Genomic DNA, 23,533 nt, shown 5'->3' with positions numbered 1-23,533 from the left:
GTCAGTCGGTCGTCAGATGAAAGGCCTTGCGGAAGAAAGCCAGCGCATCGGCGTCGATCTGCGCGTGCACCTGCACGCGGTCCACGCCCGCCGGGTCACTGCACAGTTCGGTGATCTGCCTGGCCAGGGTGGGTGTGCACGGGGCAAGAAACACCCAGTGGTCGGCGTTCGGCACTTCCTTCACCCCGGCCAGCGTGTGGATAAGCGGCTGGATGTGGCGCGCGTTGGCGTCCGGTTGCAGCACGTGGTCGTTCTGGCCGTAGTACAGGTAGATCGGGGCGCTTACCTTGTCGAAGCTGTGCGCATCGAAGATCAGGCTGAGCGGAGCCATTACGAAGGCGGCCTTGATGCGCGGGTCGGCAGTATCGCCATAGCGTTGCAGCTGGCTCTGCCGCTGCTGCATCAACTGGCGCAGGTTCAGGCCGGATGCCGCTGCCTCCGTCTGGAATTCGGCCAGCTTGCTGCAGACGTTTTCGTCCTTCGGATAGCGTTCGCAGAAATCCACGAAACGAGTGAAATCAGGCTTGGCGCCCACCGCCATCAGGCTGGTGTAGCCGCCGGCGGAGAAGCCAGCAACGCCGATGCGCGCCGGATCGATCAGGGTTTTCCAGCGGGGATCGGCCAGCAGCGTGGAGATGGTGGACTTCACCTGTACCGGGCGGCCGGCAAGCACCTCGATGTGGCCCACGCCGCTGGTGTCCTCGAAATCGTCCTTCGGGTGATTGAGCGTGGCCACGATAAAGCCGTGGCTGGCCAGGAACACGGCCAGGTCGTGGTGACCCAGGCGAGAGCCGCCGTTGCCGTGCGAGATCACGATCAAGGGTTTGGCACCCGGTACGGCGGGCACGTCGAAATGCGCCGCCACGTCATAGGGTCCCAGGCTGGTCGTGCCGGGCGTGGCGGCGCTGGACGGGTAGAACACGAAGCCGTCCGTCGGCTTGCCGCTGACGGGGTCCGGAATATGGATGGGTGCGATACCGACGCCGGAAATGGCCGGCGCGGCCATCGCCATCGGTGCCAGCAGGAACAGGGCAGTGGCCAGCCAGCGCAGCAGGCGGCTCGTGGTACGCGAGGGTGCGGACGGCATCGGTGAGTCCTCGGAATCGTGGCGTGCTATGTACGGTACGTTGTACGAAATGCAATCGCAAGTGCCCTGAGGTGGCCGCCATAACACATCACAGCTACAATTTCGCGTTCTAGCCCCCTTCTTGCCACCCCCAACGAGGTCAGGATGTTCCCGAAGCACGAGACGATCGCCGGTTACGACAACGAACTGGCCCAGGCCATGGCCGATGAAGCCCGCCGTCAGGAGGATCACGTCGAGCTGATCGCTTCGGAGAACTACGCCAGCCCCCGCGTGATGGAAGCCCAGGGCAGCGTCCTCACCAACAAGTACGCCGAAGGCTATCCGGGCAAGCGCTACTACGGCGGTTGCGAATACGTGGACGTGGCCGAGAAGCTGGCCATCGACCGCCTGAAGCAGCTGTTCGGCGCCACCTACGCCAACGTGCAGCCGCATTCGGGTTCGCAGGCCAACCAGGCCGTGTACCTGGCGCTGCTGAACCCCGGCGACACCATCCTCGGCATGTCGCTGGCCCACGGTGGCCATCTCACGCACGGCGCCAAGGTCAATGTCTCGGGCAAGCTGTTCAACGCCGTGCAGTACGGTGTGAACGAGCAGGGCCTCGTTGATTACGACGAAGTCGAGCGTCTCGCCGTCGAGCACAAGCCGAAGATGATCGTCGCCGGCTTCAGCGCGTACTCGCAGCTGATGGACTGGGCGCGTTTCCGCGCCATCGCCGACAAGGTCGGTGCCTACCTGTTCGTGGACATGGCGCACGTCGCCGGCCTGGTCGCCGCGGGCGTGTATCCGAACCCGCTGCCGCACGCGCACGTCGTCACCTCCACCACGCACAAGACCCTGCGCGGTCCGCGCGGCGGCATCATCGTGGCGAAGGATGCTGGCGAGGAGATCGAGAAGAAGCTGCAGTCCATCGTGTTCCCGGGCATCCAGGGCGGTCCGCTGATGCACGTCATCGCCGCCAAGGCCGTGGCCTTCAAGGAAGCGCTGGAGCCGGAGTTCAAGAGCTACCAGGAACAGGTGGTGAAGAACGCCAAGGCCATGGCCAAGACCTTCATCGAACGCGGCTACAAGATCGTCTCCGGCGGCACCGAAAACCACTTGATGCTGGTCGACCTGATCGGTCGCGACGTCACCGGCAAGGACGCGGAAGAAGCGCTGGGCAAGGCGCACATCACCGTCAACAAGAACGCCGTGCCGAACGATCCCCGCAAGCCCTTCGTCACTTCGGGCCTGCGCGTGGGCACGCCCGCCGTCACCACCCGCGGCTACAAGGAAGCGGACGTGGTCGAACTGACCAACTGGATCTGCGACGTGCTCGATGCACCGAACGATGACGCCGTCATCGCCAAGGTGCGCGAAAAGGTCACCGCGCAGTGCCACCAGTTCCCGGTGTACGGCTGAGCCAGCGGATGAAGGGAAACGGGACATCGAGCAGGGGCGCCATGACCCGTTTCCATCTTCCTGCCATCGGTCACTGACCCATGCATTGCCCTTTCTGCCAGCACGAAGACACGCGCGTGATCGACTCGCGCCTCACCGAAGACGGCGCCACCGTGCGTCGTCGTCGTGAATGCCCCAAGTGCAGCGAGCGCTTCAATACCTTCGAAACCGCCGAACTCAAGCTGCCCACCATCGTGAAGAGTGGTGAGCGCCGGGAGTCGTTCGACGAGCACAAGCTGCGCGTGAGCTTCGAGCGCGCGCTGCAAAAGCGTCCCGTGCCGACCGATTCGGTAGACACCGCCGTGCGCGAGATCGTCAACGACCTGCGCCGCTGCGGCGAACGCGAAGTACCTTCGCGCCAGATCGGCGAACTGGTGATGCGCGAGCTGAAGAAGCTCGATCAGGTGGCCTATGTGCGCTTCGCTTCCGTGTACCGGAAGTTCGAGGACGTGCAGGCGTTCCGCGAAGAAATCGAGAAGCTGGAACGCGACCTGCCCGAACTGGAAGCGCTGCAGCTTTCGCTGCTGGGCGAGTCGGTGGCGCGTCGCAAGAAGTCCTGAACCACTGCGGATCGGTGACTTGTCCTGTAGGAGCGCACTTGTGCGCGACCGCGGCGCCCTGGTGTATCCCTGCCTTCGGGCGGTCGCGCACAAGTGCGCTCCTACAGAAATGCGGCGGAAGCCCATAGACTGAGGGCGTCCCCACACACGGCGGCCATCATGAGCCCTGCCTTCACCGCCATCGACCATACCCACATGGCGCACGCCCTGCGCCTGGCCGAGCGTGGCCTCTACACCACGCATCCCAATCCCCGCGTCGGCTGTGTCATTGCGCAAGGCGAAGCGGTCGTCGGGACCGGTTACCACCAGCGCGCCGGTGAGCCGCACGCCGAGGTCTACGCACTGCGCGAAGCAGGCGAGCAGGCGCGAGGTGCTACCGCTTACGTCACCCTTGAACCCTGCGCCCACCACGGCCGCACGCCGCCTTGCACGGATGCACTGATAGCCGCCGGCGTGACGCGCGTGGTCATCGCGGCGGAAGATCCCTTCCCGCAAGTCGCTGGCCGCGGCATCGGCAAGCTTCGCGATGCGGGCATCACGGTGGACACCGGCTTGATGCGCGATGCGGCACGCGAACTCAACATCGGTTTTTTCAGCCGCATCGAACGCGGTCGCCCTTGGGTGCGCGTGAAACTGGCGATGAGCCTCGACGGCCGCACGGGCCTCGCCAACGGCGAATCCAAATGGATCACCGGCGAAGCAGCACGTGCGGATGTGCAGCGCTGGCGGGCACGCAGTTCGGCCATTCTCACTGCATCCGGCACCGTGTTGGCGGACAACCCGCGTCTCACTGTTCGCCTGCCTGAAGGCGAGGCTTTTACGCCGCCGTGGCGTGTGGTGCTCGACAATCGTTTGCGTACGCCATCCAGCAGTCATGTGCTCGACGGAACCATGCCCACGCTGGTGATGCACAACGAACAGTACGCGCCTGTTGATCCGCGTTTCCAGGCGGTTGAGCTGGCCGTGGTCGCGGAGAAGGGCGGTGCGATGGATCTGCACGCCGCGATGGATGAACTCGCGCGCCGCCAGATCAGCGAGGTGCATGTGGAAGCAGGTCCGAACCTCTGCGGTTCGCTGTTTTCGACAGGGCTGGTGGATGAACTGCTGATCTATGTCGCGCCCGTGTTGCTTGGCGACAGCGCGCAGCCATTGCTGGGATTGCCGTCACTGACCGACATGGCTTCGCGCTGGAAACTGCGCACCATCGACCGACGCGTGCTTGGTGATGATCTGCGTCTGCAGTTGCGTCCCGTTGCGTGAGTGCGGTGCCCTTTGAACGTATGACGATGTGGATGCAGCAATGACGCAAGTCAGTCCTCAAAAAGCTTTTCTCAGCGCCGAAGAACTCGTTTTTTTTCGCGAGCACGGCTACCTGGTCCGCAAGATTCTCGACGACGCGAGTGTTGCGCGTTACGTCCATGCCATTGAAGACGCGCGCCGCGAACGTGGCGACACGCAGCGCATGGGCAATATCCAGTTCCTGCAGCCGGGCAAGGCCATTCGCGGCATCCAGGACATCATCTGCAACGGCGACATTCTTGCTGCATGCCGTGATCTGCTGGGCGAGGGCATCATCGTGGATGGTGCATCGCTGTTCTATGGCGAAGCCGGTGTCGATTACCGGCAGGGCTGGCACCGCGACGTGCTGCAGGTACCCGACGAACAGATCGACCTGAACTGGTTCAGCGCGGACTACCACTACAACTACGTGCAGATGAACATGCCGCTCACCACGGACGGCTGCCTGTGGATCGTGCCCGGCAGCCACCGTCGCCAGCTCGATGCCGAGGAACGCACGGTGTTCGGCAACACCGAGAAGATGGCGCCGGTCGATGCGCCTGAGCTATCGACGGGCAAGCAGATCGTGCTGCAACCCGGCGAGGCGGTGTTCTACAACAACTACGCCGTCCATCGCGGCTGGGGTGGCGTGCTGCAGGACAAGCGCATCACCATCCACATGGGGTTTCATTCCACGCAGCACGCGCCCACGCTGCATTTCGGCGTGCTGGATCACACCGAGTACAGCCTGGAATACCTGTCCTCACTGGAGCCGTGCGTGCGCGAAGCGCTCCGGGCGCACCTGGTGGAGCGGGCGCGCCATCCGGAAGTGAACGTGTATCACGCGTACCACCAGCAGTTCCTCAAGAAGGAGTTCAAGACCACATGACCAAGGCAGCGGTGCGTTGGGGCATCATCGGTTGCGGCAACGTGACCGAGGTGAAGAGCGGCCCGGGCTTCAGCAAAACGCCCCACTCCGCGCTGGTGGCGGTGATGCGTCGCGATGGCGAAAAGGCGCGTGATTACGCCGAACGTCACGGCGTGCCGCGCTGGTACGACGATGCGGCGAAGCTGATCGCCGATCCCGACGTCAACGCGGTCTACGTGGCCACGCCGCCATCCACGCACAAGGAGTACGCGTTGATGAGCATTGCCGCGGGCAAGCCGGTGTACGTGGAAAAGCCGATGGCGATGGACCATGCCGAATGCGAGGCGATCATCCACGCCGGCAGGCAGGCCAACGTGCCGGTGTTCGTGGCGTACTACCGCCGCAGCCTGCCGCGCTTCCAGAAAGTGCGCGAGTTGATCTTCGGCCAGTTGGCGATTGGCAAGCCGCGCATCGTCAACACGGTGCTGTACGAGCCGCACCATCCGCGCTATCACGACGCGTCCAATTTGCCGTGGCACGTGGTGCCAGAGATTTCCGGCGGCGGCGTGTTCATGGATATCGGCTGCCATACGCTGGACATCCTCGACTGGCTGTTCGGGCCCATCACTGAGGTAAAAGGGCAGGCGAGCAACCAGCTGGGCGCCTATGGCGTGGAAGATGGCGTAGCGATGTCGTTCTCGTTCGGCAACGGCATGCTTGGCACGGGCCTGTGGAATTTCGACAGCTTCAAGCGGCACGACCAGATCGAGGTGATCGGCGACAAGGGCCGTATCGCCTTTGCCACTTTTGGCGATGGCCCCATCCATGTGGAGAACGTGGATGGCACGCACGAATACCGCGTGGCCAATCCGCTGCACATCCAGCAACCCCTGATCGAGACCATCGTGGCCGAACTCACCGGCCAGAAGGGCGCGGCCCCGTCCACGGCCGAGAGCGGCGCGCGCACCAGTTGGGTGATGGACCAGGTGCTGCGCGACTATCGCCGCGGCACGGGGCAGGGCATCGGTTTGTAACCCTCGGTGCCGTCCAGGGCACTCACAGGCGGCGACACATTGTTCCCCCGGGCGGACGATCCGTGGCGGGCCTGGTGTCTGGAGGGTGCTAGAATTGCCGGGCCGGTTCGCCGGCCAAACCAAAAAACGACGTCTTCAGGGCGGGGTGCGATTCCCCACCGGCGGTAGGTCCTTCGGGATGAGCCCGCGAGCGCTTCCAGGTCATCGGAAGGTCAGCAGATCCGGTCCAATGCCGGAGCCGACGGTTGGCAGCCAGCGATGGCGGCCAGAAAGTCCGGATGAGAGAAGACGGTACGGTGCGCGCCTTCGCGGGTGCGTGCCTGCCTGACGCCTTGGGGCGTTTTTCGCTTGTTTTTCGACGCGGGAAACGTTTCATGTCCAAGCATCGTTGCAATTCTTTCGCCGCCTCCTGCCAGGAGGTGCGCTGATGTTCACCGGCATCATCCAGAGCGTGGGCCGCATTGCGCGGCTCGAACCGCGTGGCGGTGACGTGCGCCTGCACGTCGATACAGCTGACCTCGACCTCTCGGACGTGCAATTGGGCGACAGCATTGCCGTGTCCGGCGTGTGCCTCACCGCCGTCACGCTGGAGCCGCGCGGATTCAGTGCGGACGTTTCCAACGAAACGCTCTCCCTCACTACGCTGGGCAAGCACAAGGCTGGCGACCCGGTGAACCTGGAGAAGGCACTGCGCCTTGCCGACCGTTTAGGCGGCCATCTGGTTTCGGGTCATGTGGACGGCGTGGGCAAGGTGGTCTCCATCACGCCCGATGGCCGCTCGCTGCGCTGGGTGTTCGAAGTGCCGGCCACGCTGTCGCGTTACATCGCAGCCAAGGGTTCCATCTGCATCGATGGCACCAGCCTTACCGTGAACGAGGTGAACGGTCATCGCTTTGGCGTGAACCTGATTCCGCACACGGTGGAACACACGGCTTTCCACGCTCGCCGCGCGGGTGACGCGGTGAATATCGAGGTGGACGTGGTGGCGCGTTATATCGAGCGGCTGATGGCTTCGGGCGATGCGCCGCGGCTGGATGAAGCCTTCCTCAAGCAACACGGTTTTGCCTAAAGCTCGTCATCCCAGCGAAAGCTGGGATCCAGTGCCTTTTGGCGCTCATTAAAGTCGCTGGATTCCAGCTTTTGCTGGAATGACGGCAAAGACAAACGTTATTGGATTGACCTTCATGAGCTTCAACACCATCCCCGAAATCCTCGAAGACATCCGCGCCGGCCGCATGGTCGTGATTCTCGACGACGAAGATCGCGAGAACGAAGGCGACCTCATCATGGCGGCGCAAATGGTGCGCCCGGAAGACATCAACTTCATGGTGCGCGAGGCGCGCGGCCTCGTGTGCCTCACGCTCACTGAGCAGCGCACGCGCCAGTTGGGCCTGCGGCCGATGGTGGTGGACAACACCTCGCCGTATCAGACCAACTTCACCGTCTCCATCGAGGCGGCCGAAGGCGTCACCACCGGCATTTCCGCGCACGATCGCGCGCGCACCATCCAGGTGGCGGTGAAGTCCGATGCCAAGCCGCAGGACCTCTCACAGCCGGGCCACATCTTTCCGCTGACGGCGCAGCCGGGTGGCGTGCTGACGCGTGCGGGGCATACGGAAGCGGGCTGCGATCTGGCTGCGCTGGCAGGCCTTGAGCCGTCGGCGGTGCTGATCGAAATCCTGCACGAAGACGGCTCGATGGCGCGTCGCCCCGAACTGGAAGTGTTCGCGAAGAAGCACGGCCTGAAAATCGGCACCATCGCCGACCTGATCCGTTATCGCCTGGAAACCGAAAAGACCGTGCAGCGCGTGTACGAAGGCGATGTGGATACGGAATTCGGTCCGTTCCGCCTCGTGGCCTACCGCGACGCGATTCGTCACGGTTTGCATTTCGCGCTGACGCGGGGCGACGTGGACAACGGCCAGCCCGTGCTTACGCGCGTGCATGTGCGCAACACGCTGTCGGACGTGCTTCATCTGCATCGCGATGATCTCGGCCTGACGGTGACGTCCGCACTGCGGCGCATTGCCGACGAAGGGCAGGGGGCGCTGCTGGTGCTCTCGGGCGAAGACACGGCCGACGCACTGCTGCGTCGCCTTAACCGCCAGCCTTCGGCGCAGGCACCGGAAGAAGCGCAGCAGCAGGAGTGGCGTCAGCTGGGCCTGGGCGCGCAGATCCTCGCGGATCTCGGCATTCGCCAGCTGCGCGTGCTCGGCACGCCGCGCAAGATGGTGGGCCTGGGTGGCTTTGGCCTGGAAGTGACCGAGTACGTGTAAACAGCGCTTCATGTAGGAGCGCACTTGTGCGCGACCACCGACGGAGAGGTGAAGATGCCAGCCCGCGGTCGCGCGCAAGCGCGCTCCTACAGAAAAGCGACTCACGCATGCCCGCTCCATGCCATCCCATTGACCCCATACTCAAGGCTTCCCACCAGAAACCTTCTTCCATGACCGCACCAGCCCTCCAGCTCATCGCCCCTTCGGGCTACCCGCACGATCGCGACGCCATGACGCGTGGCGTCCTGCGTCTGCGTGCATCGGGTTGCGTGGTCGAAGGGATGAACGTGCTGGAGCGCACTGAACACCGGTTCGCCGGTCCCGACGAAGCACGCGTGGCCGACCTCAATGCGCTGGCCACCATGGATTCGTTGCCGGATATCGCCCTGTCGGTGCGTGGTGGCTATGGCGCCACGCGATTGCTGGAACACATCCGCTACGACGCCTTGCGCGAACGCCTGGCCGGCTCGCACACGCTGCTGGTCGGCCACAGTGATTTCACCGCCATCCAGATGGCCTTGTATGTGAAGAGCGGCCTCGTCACCTTCGGTGGCCCGATGCTGGGGCCGGATTTCGGTGCGCCTGAGCTCAACAGCCTGATGTGGGAACACTTCTGGCGTGCGGTGAGCGAGCCGGCATCCACCGCTGCATGGGAAACCCCTTCCCGCCACGAGCTGGATGTCGAGGGCCTGCTGTGGGGTGGCAACCTGGCTATGCTGTGCAGCCTGCTGGGAACGCCGTATTTCCCTGCCATCGAGGGCGGCATCCTGTTCGTGGAAGACGTGGGCGAGCCGCCGTTCCGTATCGAACGCCTGCTGTACCAGCTGCACCTGTCCGGTGTGCTCGATCGTCAGAAGGCGCTGGTGCTCGGTCATTTCACGCATTGCCGCCCGCACAGCTACGACAACGGCTACGACACCGAGACCGCTTTCGACCAGATCGCCCGGGTAGCCCGCATTCCCATCGTTCGCGGCATGCCCTTCGGCCACGAGCCCGACAAGTTCACCCTGCCATTCGGCGCACCGGCCCGCCTGCGCGTGGCGGAAGGCCGGGCCAGCCGCGCTTTTCACGGTCATCCCACCCTGTCTGGCGCGGTTTCCCCGCCCGATCCGGGCACGCTTCCTCAAATCCCGTAAAATAGACGGCCCTCCGGGCCCAGACCCCAGGAAATTCGAATCCATGAAGACCATCGAAGGCGATTTCGCCACGCCCAAAGGCCGTTTTGCCATCGTCGCCGGCCGTTTCAACGGCTTTGTCGTCGAGCCCCTGGTGGCCGGCGCACGCGACGTGCTGGTACGCCACGGCGTGAAGGACGACGCCATCGAGCTGATCCGCGTGCCGGGTGCGTGGGAAATCGCGCTGGCTGCCCACAAGGTCGCCAACTCCGGCAAGTACGCTGCCGTGATTGCGCTGGGCGCGGTCATTCGCGGTTCCACCCCGCACTTCGACTACGTGGCCGGCGAATGCGCCAAGGGCCTGGCCCAGGCGGCGTATGCCTCCGGTGTGCCGGTGGCGTTCGGCGTGCTGACCACCGACAACATTGAACAGGCCATCGAGCGTTCCGGCACCAAGGCCGGCAACAAGGGCGCCGACGCCGCGCTCGCCGCGCTCGAAATGGTCAACCTGTACGGAAAGCTGTGATGACGAGCCTGTATTCGTATGCCCAGTACCTCGCGTTGCGCCTGCGTGGCGGCCACAGGGCCGCGCGCGACGCAGCGCTTGACTGGGTGTCAAGTCAAGTCGTGGGCGGCCCTGTGGCCGCCACGCAGGCGCAACCCTTCGGGCCGGATCTGTTTGCCCGCTGGACTGCGTCATCACTCAGTTGTGTATCGACATACACTCCTTCGTTCTTCCTTGCCCAGCGGGCAAACAGCTTCCGGCGCGAGGTGCTGGGCATATGAATACAGGCTCCGGTATCGATCTCGCCGCACGTTCACGCGCACGTCGTCGCGCGCTGCAGGCCATCTACGCATGGCAGATCGGCGGCAGCCGCATGAATGCCGTGATCGACCAGTTCCGTCACGAGCAGGACATGGAAGTGGCCGACCTCGAATACTTCGAGGACCTGCTGCACGGCGTGGAACGCCACGTGGAAGCCATCGACGATGCGCTCAAGCCCTACGTGGACCGTGAAGTGGGCCAGATCGACCCGATCGAACGCGCCGTGCTGCGTCTGGCGGCTTATGAGCTGAAGTACCGCCCGGACGTGCCGTACCGCGTGGTGATCAACGAGGCCATCGAAGTCACCAAGCGCTTTGGCGCCGACCACGGCCACAGCTACGTCAACGGCGTGCTGGACAAGCTGGCCACCGCGCTGCGCGGCACCGAGAAGCGCGGCTGATGGATGGCGCCACGGAACATTCGTCCGTGGTTCCCGTGATCGAAACGGCGCGCCTGCGTTTGCGGGCGCACCGTGCGGATGATCATGCCGAATGCCTTGCCATCTGGTCCGATCCAGACGTGGTGCGCTACATCGGCGGGCGCGCCTTCACTTCCGAGGAAGTGTGGAAGCGCCTGCTGCAATACGTGGGCCTGTGGAGCATCCTCGGCTACGGCTACTGGGCCGTGGAAGAAAAAGCCACGGGACGCTACATCGGCGACATCGGCTTCGCCGATTTCCGCCGCGAGATGGAGCCGTCCATGCACGGCATGCTGGAATTCGGCTGGGTGCTCGCGCCGCACGCGCACGGCCATGGCTATGCCACCGAAGCGGTGAACGCGGCGGTTGCCTGGGGCCAACAGTACTTCGGCGATCTGCGCGCCGTATGCATCATCTCGCCCGAGAACCTGCCTTCCATCCGCGTGGCGGAAAAGGCTGGTTTCAAGCGCTGGCAGGACACCACTTACCACGGCAGCCCGACGATCGTCTTCAGTCGATAAGCCTGCTGTTCCGACGAGGTCGCTCGCCATGGAATTTCGACTGATCGACCGCATCCGCGAACGCACTGCGCAGAACCGCGAAGATGTGAAACTGGGCATTGGCGATGACGCCGCCGTAGTCGCGCCACCTGCGGGGCAGGACGTCGCCATCGCCATCGACACGATGGTCGAGGGCGTGCATTTTCCGCATGGCACCGCCGCGTCGGATATTGGCTGGAAGTCACTGGCGGTGAACCTCTCCGATCTCGCCGCGATGGGCGCCAGCCCGGCGTGGGCATTGCTCGCACTCACGCTGCCGCCGCAGCCGGCGGAGCAATTGCGGGAATTCATCGACGGATACGCCGAAGGCTTCGCGCAGCTGGCGCAACCGCATCGGCTCGCGTTGATTGGTGGCGATACCACGCGTGGTGGGCTGAGCATCAGCGTGGCCGTGCATGGTTTCGTTCCGCCCGGAAAAGCCCTGACACGCAACGGCGCGCGTGCGGGTGATGTCGTGCTGGTCACCGGCACGCTTGGCGACGCGGCTGCTGGCTTGCAGATGCTGCAACGTGGTGCGCGCGTGGATGAGGGCGATGGGCGGGCTGCCTATCTGATCGAGCGGCTCCATCGACCCACGCCACGTCTTGCCGCCGGATTGGCGCTGCGTGAACGCGCCAGCGCCTGCATCGACGTATCCGATGGACTACTCGCCGATCTCGGTCATATTTGCGATGAAAGCGGCCTGGGCGCGGAAATCGAAGCCGAGCTGTTGCCACGCTCGCCGATGCTGATGGCGAGCTTCGACGAACAAACCGTGCGCGACTTCGCCCTCGCCGGTGGTGACGATTACGAACTTTGCTTCACCGTGCCGCCGGCGATGGTGGCCGACGTGCAGACCGATCTGGCACGCATGGGCTGTGGCGCCACGCGTATCGGCCGCATGGTGGAGGGCGGCGGTGTACGCGTGCGCGATGCCTCGGGACAATGGCTGGAAGCCGCACATCGCGGCTGGGACCACTTTGCATGAGCGACAAGAAACTGCTTACCCCAGAACAACGCCAACGCCTGCTCGCCACGCCCGCCGGATGGCTTGCCTGCGGCTTCGGTTCGGGATTGGCGCCCGTAGCCCAAGGAACCTTCGGTTCGCTGGCTGCGGTACTTCCATGGTTGCTCCTGCGCACGTTGCCATTGCAGCTCTACGTCTTCGCCATCACCGTCGCGTTCTTCGTGGGCGTGTGGGCGTGCGGCGTAGCAGGGCGCGCGTTGGGCGTGGATGACCACCGAAGCATCGTGTGGGACGAATTCGTCGGCCTGTGGATCGCGTTGATCCCCGCGCTGATGGCGCCGTGGTGGGCCGTGGTGATCGGGTTTGCGCTGTTTCGATTGTTCGACGTGTGGAAGCCCTGGCCGATCCGGTGGATGGATCGAAAGCTGAAGGGCGGCATGGGTGTGATGGTGGATGACGTGGTCGCCGGGATTTTTGCCGCGATCGTGCTGGGCGCAGTACTCGCGCTTCTGCGCTGAGCCGCCGAGCTCTAGCTCCCTCTCCCCTCCGGGGAGAGGGTTGGGGTGAGGGGCGGGTGCTCGCCATGCGCTCTCATTAATGCCAGACAAGGCGCACCCAAGAACAACGCATAGATATGTTCGTCACTGGCTTCTCCTCAACAGCTAGCGCACACAACGCCACATTTTCGCCACGAACTCCCCAAGGTTCCCCGCGAACAGTGCGCTATAGTCCCTGATCAATTTCGCCCGATGCCTCCCATCGGACGCCGCATGGATGCCAAGGGGAAAAGAGCATGAGCCGATTGCCGGGTCTGGACCTGCTGCGCGCGGCCGCCATCGTCTGGGTGATGATTTTCCACTCGTTCCTTATCGGTGGCTGGGGACACTTCGGCGGCATCGAGAAGAACGGCTGGATCGGCGTGGACCTGTTCTTCGTGCTCAGCGGCTTCCTGATCGGCTCACAGGTGCTCAAGCCCTTGGCGGAGGGCAAGCCATTCGGCTTCAAGGATTTCTACCTGCGGCGCGCGTTCCGCATCCTTCCCGCCTACCTGGTTGTCGTGGCCATCTATTTCATTTGGCCATCCATTCGCGAAGTGGACCCGATCCAGCCGCTGTGGCAGTTCCTTACGTTTACGGTGAACCTGTTCATCGAGGCCCAGTATCACCTGGCGTTCTCGCACGTATGGTCGCTATGCGTGGAGGAGCATTTTTACCTGCTGTTCCCGTTGCTGGCATGGTGGCTGGCGCGGCAACCTTCCGTGCTTCGATTTGCGGTGGTCTGCTCCGGCATCGTGCTCGCCGGGATGCTCGTGCGTGGCGCCATTTGGGTGTGGTGGATGGCCCCATTCAAGGGAATTGACCAAAATTCCTATAACAAAATGTTCCTTGAGGGCGTCTACTATCCCACGTGGTCCCGTTTGGACGGCCTTTTGACGGGCGTGATACTGGCTGCGGCCAGGGTTTACCGGCCCGTTTCCTGGTCCCGATGGGGGCGTCACGCCAACGGCTTTCTGCTCGCAGGGGTAGCGGTAGTCGGCGGCTCGATCTGGTTATTCGGCGATCGGGCCGGCTTCATTCCCACGGTGCTGGGATATCCGCTGCTTTCCTTCGGCCTGGGCCTGCTGGTGTTTGCCGGTGCCCAGTCCACGGGCGTGCTCGCGCGGTTGCGGGTGCCTGGGGCAGGGTGGCTGGCGGCGGTGTCGTACAGCTTGTACCTGTCGCACAAGGCCGTGTTCCATGTGACGGAACGTGTGGCGGGGAGCTGGCTGGACGGCCACGGGATACTGACGTTCGTGGGTTACGCGTCGGCGGTTTTGGGTGTTGGGGCGTTGCTTCATGTCGGGGTGGAGCGCCCATGCCTGAAATGGCGGGAGCGGGTTTTGCATCAGGCGCCGGCTTCGGCGCACGCCACCGGCGTCATGGCCGGGGCCGGCACGGACGCGGCCTGATGCGGATTTAGAGGGAAGTGCACTCGAAGGGGGAATGTCATGTGCAAGCTCATGCGCATTGTTGTGCTCATGCTGTTGCTGTCCGTTGTGCCCTGTTCCGTGTTTGCCGCCACCGCGGCACCGCAGGGACCCTGCCGGATCATCGATCCAGCCACCTGTGCTGACGCCAACCAGTTGGCGCGTGCCAGCGGCTTTGTTACCGCGCTCGGGCATTTCGTCGGCGACAGCAAGGTCAATTATTTCCGCGGCAATCGCTCGATAAGCGAGCAGGCCATCTCGGCGCTCGGCGGCTCGGCAGCATCGGTGCAGGTGTTGTCGCTGGCGGACAAGCACTATCTGTTCTCGGCGTGCCCTGCCCGCGACTGCGGCGGCAGCGCTGCCGCGGTCATCGTCAACGAGTACGGGCAGATCGAAGCGGTGGCCTTTTCCAGCTTCCACTGCGATACCGCGTGCGATGACGTCCGCCACCTGGACTTCTACGTTCGCAAAGATGGGGACAACACGCCCCTGATTGCGGCGCTGAAAGCCTGGGGCACCGGCGACCCGCTCAAGAGCACCGTGTGGCGCCCGGAAGCGGACCAGGGTCTGGATGGACGAATGGACGTCCATACGCTTCCGTAAATCATGCCGTGATTGATCCAGGGCTGCCTGCGGTGGCCCTGGGTTCCGGTGATCGGCAAGGCCGGCCGCTGCGCGGGACGCAGCGAGCCTCCTTGTCTGGCCGCCTCAGGCGGCCTGCGCTTCAAGCACGATGCGGTAGCGCGCCTTGCCATCGATCAGATGCTTGAGCGCGGCATTGGCCTCGGACATGGGGAACATCTCCACCTGCGGGCGGATGTCATGTCGCGTGGCGTAGTCCAGCAACGTGGCGATGTCCACCGGCGAACCGGTCGGTGAACCTGACACCTCCCGCTCGGTCATGATCAACGAGAACGCGGCTACTGGAATGGGTTCCAGCACGGCGCCGACCACGTGCATGCGGCCTCGCGGGGCGAGCGTACCGATCAATGCATTCCAGTCCAGCGGCACGTTGACCGTGACCAGCAGCAGGTCGAGCGACCCTGCGATACCGGCAATGGCATTGGCATCGCGGCTGGAGACCACGTTATGCGCACCGAAGCTGCGGGCCTCATCGGCCTTTGACGCGTTCGACGTGAACGCCGTGACCTCGCAGCCCCAGGCGCGCGCGAACTTCACCGCCATGTGCCCGAGACCGCCAATGCCGACCACGCCCACGCGCGCCGTCGGGCTCACGTTGTAGGCCAGGAACGGCTTGAGCACGGTAATGCCGCCACACAGCAGCGGTCCGGCGCTTGGCAGGTGAATGCCGTCGGGCAGTGGAATGGCCCATGCCCAGTGCGCGCGGACCTTGTCCGAGAAACCGCCTTGATGACCGCCACCAATGGTGGCCTGCGATTGCGCGCAAAGGTTCTGGTGGCCTGAGAGGCACTGGTGACAATGCATGCACGTGCTTGCCGTCCAGCCGATACCCACGCGCTGGCCGATCTTCAAACCCTTCGCATTGGCGCCCATGGCCGTGACCCGGCCCACCACTTCATGCCCCGGCACGAAGGGAAACTTCGACATGCCCCACTGATTCTCGATCATCGAAAGATCGGAGTGGCAGATGCCGCAGTAATCCACTGCCACTTCGACTTCTTCCGACCCTAGCGGCCCAAGGTCGAACTCTGAAAGCACCAGCGGCTTACCCGCTTCTTGCACAGCCCAACCTTTCATCGTTGACATGGCAGCGCTCCGACATCCTGAATGCGTGGCCTTTGAGCATAGACGTGGAGATGTGCACAACCGGTGTGGGTACGCCGCCGAGGTTCACAGCATGAGTCGTCCGGTGAAGATGATCCAGCCCAGCAGTGTCGAGACCGCTGCCCAGCAGCAGAGCGTTATCTTCTCTTCGCGGTCGGGAGCGTTGACGCGAAAAGCCATCCAGATCGCGAGTGGAATGATTGCGTAGCGTCCTTCGATAAGCCACGAAGAGCCGAGATAGACGCAAGCGAAGGGGTAGATCAGCCAGCCTTGCGCGTGCAGGAAACGTGTCCGGCTCAGTCCGCAAGCGGCCAATGCGGTAAGCACGGAAAAGAGCCAGCGTGGCCAGCCGCCATGGCGAATGGCTTCGATCATGGCGTTGCGGACATAGTAGTCAGTGAACGCGTAGTTGTCGGGACTGCCTTTGATCTTGCCGCCAAAAGCCAGCAGGAGAGGCAAGAGCACCAGCCACGGCATGCGCTTCACGGAAGCCAGGAAGTCGCGCAGCCCTTTGCATGCCTCCACCGGAAAAAGCAACAGGCAGAGGAAAACGGCGTAGTAGAGGTTGCCTGTGTGGATCGTCAGGTCAGGATGCCCGGCTGCGACATTCCTGGAGAGGGAAATGGAACCATTCCACATCCAGTAGAGGGCAAACAGAAGCACGGGTACGCCGTAGGGCATCGACTTGTGGACAAGTCGCAGTGCCGCAGGCATGCAGCGTGATTCCACCATGGCTTTCAGTTCCGGCCAGAAGGCGATGGCAGGGAGCAAGCCAGCCCAGATGACATTGTTCTGGCGCACGAACACGCTGGCGGTCAACAGGCATGCCGACAGCCAGTGCCTGCTTTTCAGGGTTGACCAAAGCGCCCACAGCACCAGCGCCAGAGACAGGACATCGGTGTAGATCAGGAAGTAGTACGGATATAGAACCGGAAGAAAGAAGAAGAGCGCTGCGCTTCGAATGGCATGTGTGTCTCTCAGGTGCCTTCGAATGCCATAAAAGGCACAGGCCGCAGATAGGCCAAAAAGAACGCCTGTGGCCCTCATTCCTTCGACATCGAGGCCGAGCAAGGCTGCTAACGCCGCTACCAGCAGGTGGTAGCCGGGAAGCATGGCGAGGCCTTGGCGAAGTTCCCAACGTCCTTCCATGAACCACTGGATCTGTGGCAAGTGGGCTACTTCATCGACGACCAGACGATGCGAAGACTGCGCAAAAAACAATGAACACAGGCAAATGCAGCCGGCGATGAACCAGGGCGCCGCGTTTTGCCATTTAAGCCTGGGCAAGTACGTGGTGAAAGTCATATCAACCTCCTTGTTGGCTGCGTGCATGCGACGACGGCATCGTGGAAGCCTTCCAGCTTGTCATCGTTGGCACGACTCCATTTCAAACCCGGGGATATTCGATCCCGAGGCTCCAGTCCGGACATGGACACGTGGTGTGTCGATATTCGGCGCGCCTTTCAAACCATGAACTGGTTGTCGAAGATTCCGTAAACCAGGAACGACGAGATGGCCATCCAGGCAATCAGGCTGATTCTTTCGTCCCGGTCGGGCGAATTGGCGCGAATAGCCATCCATAGCGCCAGGGGAAGGATCGCGTACCGCGTTTCCACAAGCCACGACATGCCGAGATAAAGCGTGGCGAACGGGAAGTACAGCCGGCCGTGCGCCACGGCGAGTTTCGGTCGATACAGGCTGCACGCAGCCATGCTGGTGAGCACCGCGAAGGCTGCGAGTAACCAGCCGCCTTGCTGTACGGCACTCATCACGCCGTTGTGGAGGAAGCGGTCGGGGGAAACGTAGTTGGATGGGCTACCGTGGACTTTGGAGCACGCGATTACAGCGATGGGTATGAGCAGGAGCCAGGGCCTGGTTTTCACCTGCAGGTAGAAGCTGCCCATTCCCCTCCATACGTCCGAAGGAAAAAAGATCAGGTACAGCAGGAGCGCGTAATAAATGTTGCCCGCATGAAGGGTCATGCCCGGGTGCTCCTGGGACGCGGCTGTCGACATGGCCAACGTGCCATTCCATGCCCAGAATGCTGCCAGCACGACCATCGGCAGTGCATAGGCAAATTTCGTCCCGACTACTTTTCCAAATGTCGACCAGGCTCGTTGTTGGAACAGGAGCTTCAAATCGGGCCACGCGGTCAAGGTCGCAAGGAAGAGTGCCCAGACGACATTGTTCTGGCGGACAAGAATCGACATGACCAGAACGATAGCCGACAGGACGTGCTTGTTTTTCAGCGACGCCCACATCGCGAACATGACGAGCGTGACCGACAGCGCGTCTGTATAGATGAGGAAATAGAAGGGAAAAAGGATGGGAAGAAAGAAAAATAGTGCTGCACTGCGAGCGGCGTGGATATCGCCCAGGTGTTTGCGAATGCCGTAGAACGCGTAGGCGCCGCAGAACCCAAAAAACAGGCCGACCGCGCGCAGGCCAGCGACGTTGAGATCGAGGAGTCGGGCGATGCCCGCCATCAACAGGTGATACCCCGGGATTACCGCCAGTCGTTGGTCGACCAGCCAATCGCCGCGATAAAACTTCCCAATCTGGGGCACATAAACGAATTCATCGACAATCAGCTTGTGAGCGGATTGCGCGTACAGCAACGACGCCACGCAAACATAAGCTGCGATACAGATGAACGCGACCTTCGCAATAGCGCGCGAAGCGGTGCTTTGTATGAACGGCATAAACCCCTGTTTCCCCTTGTCGGACGCCGAAGCCCGGGATAACGCCTTGACGTTTCGGAGGATCGGCGCTTCCAGTTTACAGGCACGGGGAACTCGGGGAATGATCGTCGGGTCACGCCAGGGGGACGCACGGCGTGGACTCCACGGCGCCCGCTTGGCATCCTGATTCACCCCCTAATGATCGGAGCGAGTCCCATGCAATATCGACGCCTTGGTACTTCCGGCCTGCAACTTTCCGCCCTTTCGTTTGGCGCATGGGTCACCTTCGGCACGCAGGTGGGGCGCTCGCTGGCGCGCGACCTGCTGGCGATGGCGCATGATCGTGGCGTCAATTTTTTCGACAATGCGGAGACGTACAACAACGGCGTGGCGGAAACCCTGATGGGTGATGTGCTGGCCGATCTTCGCTTTCCGCGAGACAGCTACTGCGTATCGAGCAAGGTCTACTTCGGCGCGGTGGACAACCCGCTGCCCACGCAACGCGGCCTGTCGCGCAAGCACGTCATCGAGGCCTGTCACCAGGCGTTGCAGCGCCTTCGCGTGGAGCATCTGGATCTGTATTTCTGCCATCGCCCCGATCCCGACACGCCGATTGCCGAGACGGTGGCCGCGATGGATACGCTGGTGCGGCAGGGCAAGGTGCTGTACTGGGGCACCAGTGAATGGCCGGCCGAGGCCATCGTGGAAGCGCACCGCGTGGCGAAGGAAAACCATCTTTATGCGCCGGTGATGGAGCAGCCGCAGTACAACCTGTTGCACCGCGAGCGGGTGGAGCAGGAGTACGCGCCGCTCTACAAGGACTACGGCATGGGTACGACCATCTGGTCGCCGCTGGCCTCGGGCTTGTTGAGCGGCAAGTACAACAACGGCGTGCCTTCGGAATCGCGCCTGGCGCAGCCGGGCTATGAGTGGTTGCGTGAAGCCGTGCTTGAGCACGATGCATCGCGTCTGGAAAAGGTGCGTCGCCTTGCGCCCATTGCCGCGGAATTGAACGTTTCCATGGCGCAGCTCGCCATCGCGTGGTGTCTCGCCAATCCGCATGTGTCTACGGTGATGCTGGGCGCGAGCAAGCTGGAGCAGCTGGAGCAGAATCTTTCCGCGCTCGACGTGCTGTCGAAGCTTGACGCCGACGTGCTCAAGCACATCGAGCAAGCCGTGGCCTGAACACGAGGATGCGGAAGCGCCCAGTGTGCTTCCGCGAAGCGATTGCCTTTGTTTTGCCCGGGTTTGCCTCTGGCTGGCCCGATCAGCGTCATCAGCGGCCAAGCGCCGCTGGCATGCTCCATGGACACCATCAAGGGAGTGTCCCCGCATGAAGCTTTTCCATCGCGTTGCATTAGGTGTGTCGATGGCGCTGTGTTTCGGTACGGCAGCCCATGCGGGGCCGCCCGAATGGACGCAACCCGAGAAACCGTTCCGCATTTTCGGCAACACGTATTACGTCGGGACGCACGGGCTGAGCGCCATCCTCATCACTTCACCGGAAGGCATGGTGCTGATCGACGGCACGCTCCAGCAAAATGCCGCGCAGATAGAAGCCAACATCGCGTCGCTCGGGTTCCCGTTGCGCGACGTGAAATTGATCCTCAACACCCATGCGCACTCCGACCATGCCGGGGCCATCGCCACCTTGGCGAAAGACAGCGGGGCACGAGTGGCAGCGAGCGAACCGGGCGCGGCGGAACTGCGCCTCGGCGGCAAATATCCCGACGATCCGCAGTTCGGCGACGCGCCTGAATATCCGCCCGAGGCGAACGTGCAAGTCATCGCCGATGGTGGGGTGGTGCATGTGGGCGATGTCGTGGTCACGGCGCACTACACGCCGGGCCATACGCCGGGAAGTACCAGCTGGACGTGGCAGTCCTGCGAGGGCGGGCGCTGCCTGCACATGGTTTACGCGGACAGCCTGAGCGCGCTGGCTGCGGGCAGTTACCGCTACAGCGATCCTGCGCATCCCGAACGCGTGGCCAACTATCGGCGCAGCCTTGCGACCGTGGCGGCGTTGCCGTGCGACATCCTCATGACGCCGCACCCGGATCAAAGTGACTTCCTGGAGCGTGTCGCGCGCCGCGACAAGGGAGCGAAACCGGACCCCGTGGTCGATACCCAGGCTTGCCGTGCCTACGCCGCCCAGGCCGGCAAGAGGCTCGATGCCCAACTGGCCAAGGAGCGGGCAGGGCGAAGCACCACACCGTAAATCAGAGGGTTGACACTGAAATGAGAATTATTATCATCTGAGTCGTCACCACTCTCCTGCGGAGCTTCACCATGACGACGACGGTTTTGTCCCTCACCCAGGGTGCCGACGCACTGGCGCGCCCGTTCCGTCTGCTCAGCCTCAAGCCTTCGGTGTCTGATTCCTCGGATGCGGCGACCCGACGCGTGTCCAGCCAGGCACTGCTGAAAGGCGAGCGCGAACTGGTCATCCAGCATCAGGGAAGCGAGTACCACCTGCGCCTCACGCGCAACGACAAGCTGATCCTGACCAAGTAAACGCGTTTTGCGGCCCGTGCCCCTCGACACGGGCCCCTGGCGGCTACGCCGTCCCCCCGAGGGAAGCTTCATGGGCAAGGACGCCTTCTTCCCGCCGGCCGCAGGGCCGGGCATTCCCAGGCCTATCGCCACGCGCTTCTCCCCGAACGCCAGCCAGGTCGTTTTTCCTTACCCAGGAGCACGATGATGTTTGGTTGGCTCGCGCATGCCTTCGCCCCGGCACGAACCGCTGACGAAACGGCGGCCTGGACCATCAGCCGCACGTCGGTCTTCATGTCCGGCCCCGAGCTCGTTGCACGCCTTCCGTTGCTTGGCGGCGTGCTGTACCTGCCCGCCTGCGCCTCGTCCCGGCCTGTTCGGCAACTCGCCCCCGGCTGGTTGGTGACCCGCGAAGATCTCGCGCCCCTGCTGCACACCGAAGAACTGCGTACATCGAGCATGATCGGCGCGGACGGTCCGCGCGAATGGATCGATTGCCTCGATGCTTCCGGCGCCTTCTGCGCGCGCCTGCACCTGCTGCCCGATACCGATTACCTGGCCTGGGATGCGCTGCTCTCGCAAGGCACATCGTTGCCGGCGGCGCCCATCTGTCCGGGTGAAGTGGCCTGCAAGGCCGCCATCGCCGAGTTGCTGTGCTTTCGCACCTCGCGCCTGGCGTCGCTGGATGTGCTCGATACGCTGCCGCTCGGCCACCTGTCGTCGCTGGGCCGCGGCATCGCGCGCGACGTGGCCAGGGCGGCAGCGGTGGAGCTGGCACCCGCCCGCGATTGACCGTCCGGATGCTTGTCCGCCTGTCCGTGCCGGTGTCCGCGGACAACTGTCCGCCGAAACGTGGCTATCCCAACTCACTGAAATATAGCGAATAAATCGACGAATCAGGCTTGGCACGCAGATTGCTGACAAGGGTCAGGGGCCGCATTGTCCGCGGCCAGGGACCCATCGATGATTCGCGATACCTCTGCTCAAGACCGTCTGGTCGAGGTCAAACCCAACCGCAAGCGCCGCTTCATGGCGATCGGCATCGGCGTTGCCGTGCTGGCGCTGCTCGCGCTGTTTGGTCCGCGCATTGGCCGCCTGTTCTCGGCCGAGGCCTCGGTCAGCAGCTCGCGTCTTGCCTTTGCCACCGTGGAGCGCGGCCCGTTCGTTCGCGACATCGCCGCCGAAGGCAAGGTGGTCGCCGCGGTGAGCCCCACCTTGTACGCCGTCTATGGCGGCGCGGTGACGCTGAAGGTGCACGCGGGCGATCCGGTGAAGAAGCAGCAGGTGCTAGCCGTCATCGACAGCCCCGAACTCACCAACAAGCTTGCGCAGGAAGAAAGCGCCGCCGACGCCATGCAGGTGGATTACCTGAAGGCGCAGATCGAGGCGCGCAAGACCAAGGGCGAGCTGGAGAAGGCGTACGACAACGCCAACATCGACGAGCAGGGCGCACAGCGCGACCTGGCCCGCTACCAGAAGGCCTTCTCGCAGGGCGCCGTGCCCAGCATGGACGTGGACAAGGCCAAGGACACGCTCGAGAAGATGCGCATCACGCTTGAGCACGCCAAGACGGACCTGGCCACCAACACCGACAGCCTGAATTTCGACATCCAGTCCAAGAAGCTCGCACACGATCGTCAGCTGCTGCTGGTGAAAGACCTGCAGCGCCAGGTGGACGACCTCAACGTGAAGTCGCCGGTGGACGGCCAGGTCGGCCAGCTCTTCATCGCCGAACGCGCCACGGTCGCCAAGGACGCACAGCTGCTCAGCGTCATCGACCTCTCCGCACTCGAAGTGGAAATGAAGGTGCCGGAAAGTTTCGCGCGCGACCTGGGCATCGGCATGACCGGCGAGATCAGCGGCAACGGCAACACGTGGAAGGGCCTGGTCAGCGCCATTTCGCCCGAAGTGGTGAATGGCGAAGTTGCCGCCCGCCTGCGCTTCGACGGCCAGACGCCCAAACAGCTGCGCCAGAACCAACGCCTTTCCGTGCGCATCCTGCTCGACAAGCGCGACAACGTGCTCACCGTGCAGCGCGGCTCGTTCGTCGACGAATCCGGTGGCAGCTATGCCTACCTGGTACGCGACGGCGTGGCGGAAAAGCATCCCATCCGCGTCGGCGCCAGCAGCATCGACAAGGTGGAAATCCTCGATGGCCTGAAGGAAGGCGACAACATCGTGATCTCCGGTACCGACAGCTTCAAGGGCGCACAGCGCGTCGCCATCAGCAACTAAACACCAC

Annotated in this window: 24 protein-coding genes and 1 riboswitch; of the genes, 20 read left to right on the top strand and 4 right to left on the bottom strand. The window is 63.3% G+C overall.

Annotation, left to right across the window (positions count from 1 at the left end):
• Window position 1 precedes the first annotated feature (1 nt).
• Window positions 2-1,087 (bottom strand): hypothetical protein, encoded by a 1,086-nt coding sequence (locus DK366_RS19915; RefSeq protein ID WP_109127303.1) that lies wholly within the window; start codon window positions 1,085-1,087, stop codon window positions 2-4.
• A 144-nt stretch (window positions 1,088-1,231) separates the two neighbouring features.
• Here DK366_RS19915 and glyA point away from each other — a divergent pair, with 144 nt between their 5' ends.
• The 15 genes from glyA to DK366_RS19835 all read left to right on the top strand — a co-directional run bounded on the left by glyA (window position 1,232) and on the right by DK366_RS19835 (window position 14,974).
• Window positions 1,232-2,485: a serine hydroxymethyltransferase gene (glyA, locus tag DK366_RS19910; RefSeq protein WP_109127302.1), complete on the top strand. Its 1,254-nt coding sequence runs from the start codon at window positions 1,232-1,234 to the stop codon at window positions 2,483-2,485.
• Between the two features lie 80 nt (window positions 2,486-2,565).
• On the top strand, window positions 2,566-3,084 hold the full coding sequence (nrdR, locus tag DK366_RS19905; protein ID WP_109127301.1) for a transcriptional regulator NrdR: 519 nt from the start codon (window positions 2,566-2,568) through the stop codon (window positions 3,082-3,084).
• 159 nt (window positions 3,085-3,243) lie between these two features.
• Complete coding sequence (gene ribD / locus DK366_RS19900) at window positions 3,244-4,344, top strand: bifunctional diaminohydroxyphosphoribosylaminopyrimidine deaminase/5-amino-6-(5-phosphoribosylamino)uracil reductase RibD (protein WP_232821129.1); 1,101 nt, start codon at window positions 3,244-3,246, stop codon at window positions 4,342-4,344.
• A 40-nt stretch (window positions 4,345-4,384) separates the two neighbouring features.
• Window positions 4,385-5,251, top strand: a complete 867-nt coding sequence (locus DK366_RS19895; RefSeq protein WP_109127300.1) for a phytanoyl-CoA dioxygenase family protein — start codon at window positions 4,385-4,387, stop codon at window positions 5,249-5,251.
• On the top strand, window positions 5,248-6,264 hold the full coding sequence (locus DK366_RS19890; protein ID WP_109127299.1) for a Gfo/Idh/MocA family oxidoreductase: 1,017 nt from the start codon (window positions 5,248-5,250) through the stop codon (window positions 6,262-6,264). Before DK366_RS19895 ends, DK366_RS19890 begins: the two co-directional genes overlap by 4 nt.
• A 127-nt stretch (window positions 6,265-6,391) precedes the next feature.
• Window positions 6,392-6,558, top strand: a riboswitch (FMN riboswitch).
• 133 nt (window positions 6,559-6,691) lie between these two features.
• Window positions 6,692-7,333: a riboflavin synthase gene (locus DK366_RS19885; RefSeq protein WP_109127298.1), complete on the top strand. Its 642-nt coding sequence runs from the start codon at window positions 6,692-6,694 to the stop codon at window positions 7,331-7,333.
• A 115-nt stretch (window positions 7,334-7,448) separates the two neighbouring features.
• A complete protein-coding gene (gene ribBA / locus DK366_RS19880; RefSeq protein ID WP_109127297.1) occupies window positions 7,449-8,540 on the top strand; it encodes a bifunctional 3,4-dihydroxy-2-butanone-4-phosphate synthase/GTP cyclohydrolase II in 1,092 nt (363 codons plus the stop codon).
• 170 nt (window positions 8,541-8,710) lie between these two features.
• Window positions 8,711-9,676, top strand: a complete 966-nt coding sequence (gene ldcA, locus DK366_RS19875; RefSeq protein ID WP_109127296.1) for a muramoyltetrapeptide carboxypeptidase — start codon at window positions 8,711-8,713, stop codon at window positions 9,674-9,676.
• 43 nt (window positions 9,677-9,719) lie between these two features.
• The gene (gene ribE, locus DK366_RS19870) at window positions 9,720-10,181 is read left to right on the top strand and encodes a 6,7-dimethyl-8-ribityllumazine synthase (protein ID WP_109127295.1); all 462 of its coding nucleotides are present in this window, start codon (window positions 9,720-9,722) and stop codon (window positions 10,179-10,181) included.
• Between the two features lie 256 nt (window positions 10,182-10,437).
• Window positions 10,438-10,881: a transcription antitermination factor NusB gene (gene nusB, locus DK366_RS19860; protein ID WP_109127293.1), complete on the top strand. Its 444-nt coding sequence runs from the start codon at window positions 10,438-10,440 to the stop codon at window positions 10,879-10,881.
• Window positions 10,881-11,420: a GNAT family N-acetyltransferase gene (locus DK366_RS19855; protein WP_109127292.1), complete on the top strand. Its 540-nt coding sequence runs from the start codon at window positions 10,881-10,883 to the stop codon at window positions 11,418-11,420. Before nusB ends, DK366_RS19855 begins: the two co-directional genes overlap by 1 nt.
• Before the next feature lie 28 nt (window positions 11,421-11,448).
• Window positions 11,449-12,426, top strand: coding sequence for a thiamine-phosphate kinase (gene thiL, locus DK366_RS19850; protein WP_109127291.1), 978 nt, complete (start codon window positions 11,449-11,451; stop codon window positions 12,424-12,426).
• Complete coding sequence (locus DK366_RS19845) at window positions 12,423-12,923, top strand: phosphatidylglycerophosphatase A (protein WP_109127290.1); 501 nt, start codon at window positions 12,423-12,425, stop codon at window positions 12,921-12,923. Before thiL ends, DK366_RS19845 begins: the two co-directional genes overlap by 4 nt.
• Before the next feature lie 275 nt (window positions 12,924-13,198).
• Window positions 13,199-14,353 (top strand): acyltransferase, encoded by a 1,155-nt coding sequence (locus tag DK366_RS19840; RefSeq protein WP_109127289.1) that lies wholly within the window; start codon window positions 13,199-13,201, stop codon window positions 14,351-14,353.
• A 39-nt stretch (window positions 14,354-14,392) separates the two neighbouring features.
• Complete coding sequence (locus DK366_RS19835) at window positions 14,393-14,974, top strand: hypothetical protein (protein ID WP_109127288.1); 582 nt, start codon at window positions 14,393-14,395, stop codon at window positions 14,972-14,974.
• Between the two features lie 105 nt (window positions 14,975-15,079).
• On the opposite strand, the gene DK366_RS19830 is transcribed toward DK366_RS19835, so the two are convergent.
• From DK366_RS19830 to DK366_RS19820, 3 genes are all read right to left on the bottom strand, one after another.
• Entirely contained in the window at window positions 15,080-16,099 is a 1,020-nt protein-coding gene (locus DK366_RS19830; RefSeq protein ID WP_109127287.1) for an NAD(P)-dependent alcohol dehydrogenase, read from the bottom strand.
• A gap of 84 nt (window positions 16,100-16,183) precedes the next feature.
• Window positions 16,184-17,422, bottom strand: a complete 1,239-nt coding sequence (locus DK366_RS19825; protein ID WP_198651638.1) for a hypothetical protein — start codon at window positions 17,420-17,422, stop codon at window positions 16,184-16,186.
• A 158-nt stretch (window positions 17,423-17,580) separates the two neighbouring features.
• Window positions 17,581-18,990, bottom strand: coding sequence for a hypothetical protein (locus tag DK366_RS19820; RefSeq protein WP_157956631.1), 1,410 nt, complete (start codon window positions 18,988-18,990; stop codon window positions 17,581-17,583).
• A gap of 24 nt (window positions 18,991-19,014) precedes the next feature.
• Between DK366_RS19820 and DK366_RS19815 the strand changes: the two genes are divergently transcribed.
• From DK366_RS19815 to DK366_RS19795, 5 genes are all read left to right on the top strand, one after another.
• Window positions 19,015-19,983, top strand: a complete 969-nt coding sequence (locus tag DK366_RS19815; protein ID WP_109127284.1) for an aldo/keto reductase — start codon at window positions 19,015-19,017, stop codon at window positions 19,981-19,983.
• A 148-nt stretch (window positions 19,984-20,131) separates the two neighbouring features.
• On the top strand, window positions 20,132-21,016 hold the full coding sequence (gene bla, locus DK366_RS19810) for a subclass B3 metallo-beta-lactamase (protein WP_232821128.1): 885 nt from the start codon (window positions 20,132-20,134) through the stop codon (window positions 21,014-21,016).
• Between the two features lie 71 nt (window positions 21,017-21,087).
• Entirely contained in the window at window positions 21,088-21,312 is a 225-nt protein-coding gene (locus DK366_RS19805; RefSeq protein WP_109127282.1) for a hemin uptake protein HemP, read from the top strand.
• Between the two features lie 186 nt (window positions 21,313-21,498).
• Window positions 21,499-22,083, top strand: a complete 585-nt coding sequence (locus DK366_RS19800) for a hypothetical protein (protein WP_109127281.1) — start codon at window positions 21,499-21,501, stop codon at window positions 22,081-22,083.
• A gap of 171 nt (window positions 22,084-22,254) precedes the next feature.
• A complete protein-coding gene (locus tag DK366_RS19795) occupies window positions 22,255-23,526 on the top strand; it encodes an efflux RND transporter periplasmic adaptor subunit (protein WP_109127280.1) in 1,272 nt (423 codons plus the stop codon).
• The last annotated feature ends 7 nt before the right edge of the window (window positions 23,527-23,533 follow it).

This window comes from Dyella sp. C11 (assembly GCF_003121485.1).
Classification (GTDB): Bacteria; Pseudomonadota; Gammaproteobacteria; order Xanthomonadales; family Rhodanobacteraceae; genus Dyella.
Note: the sequence above shows the minus strand (reverse complement) of the source record. Positions and strands in the feature narration are given on the sequence as shown.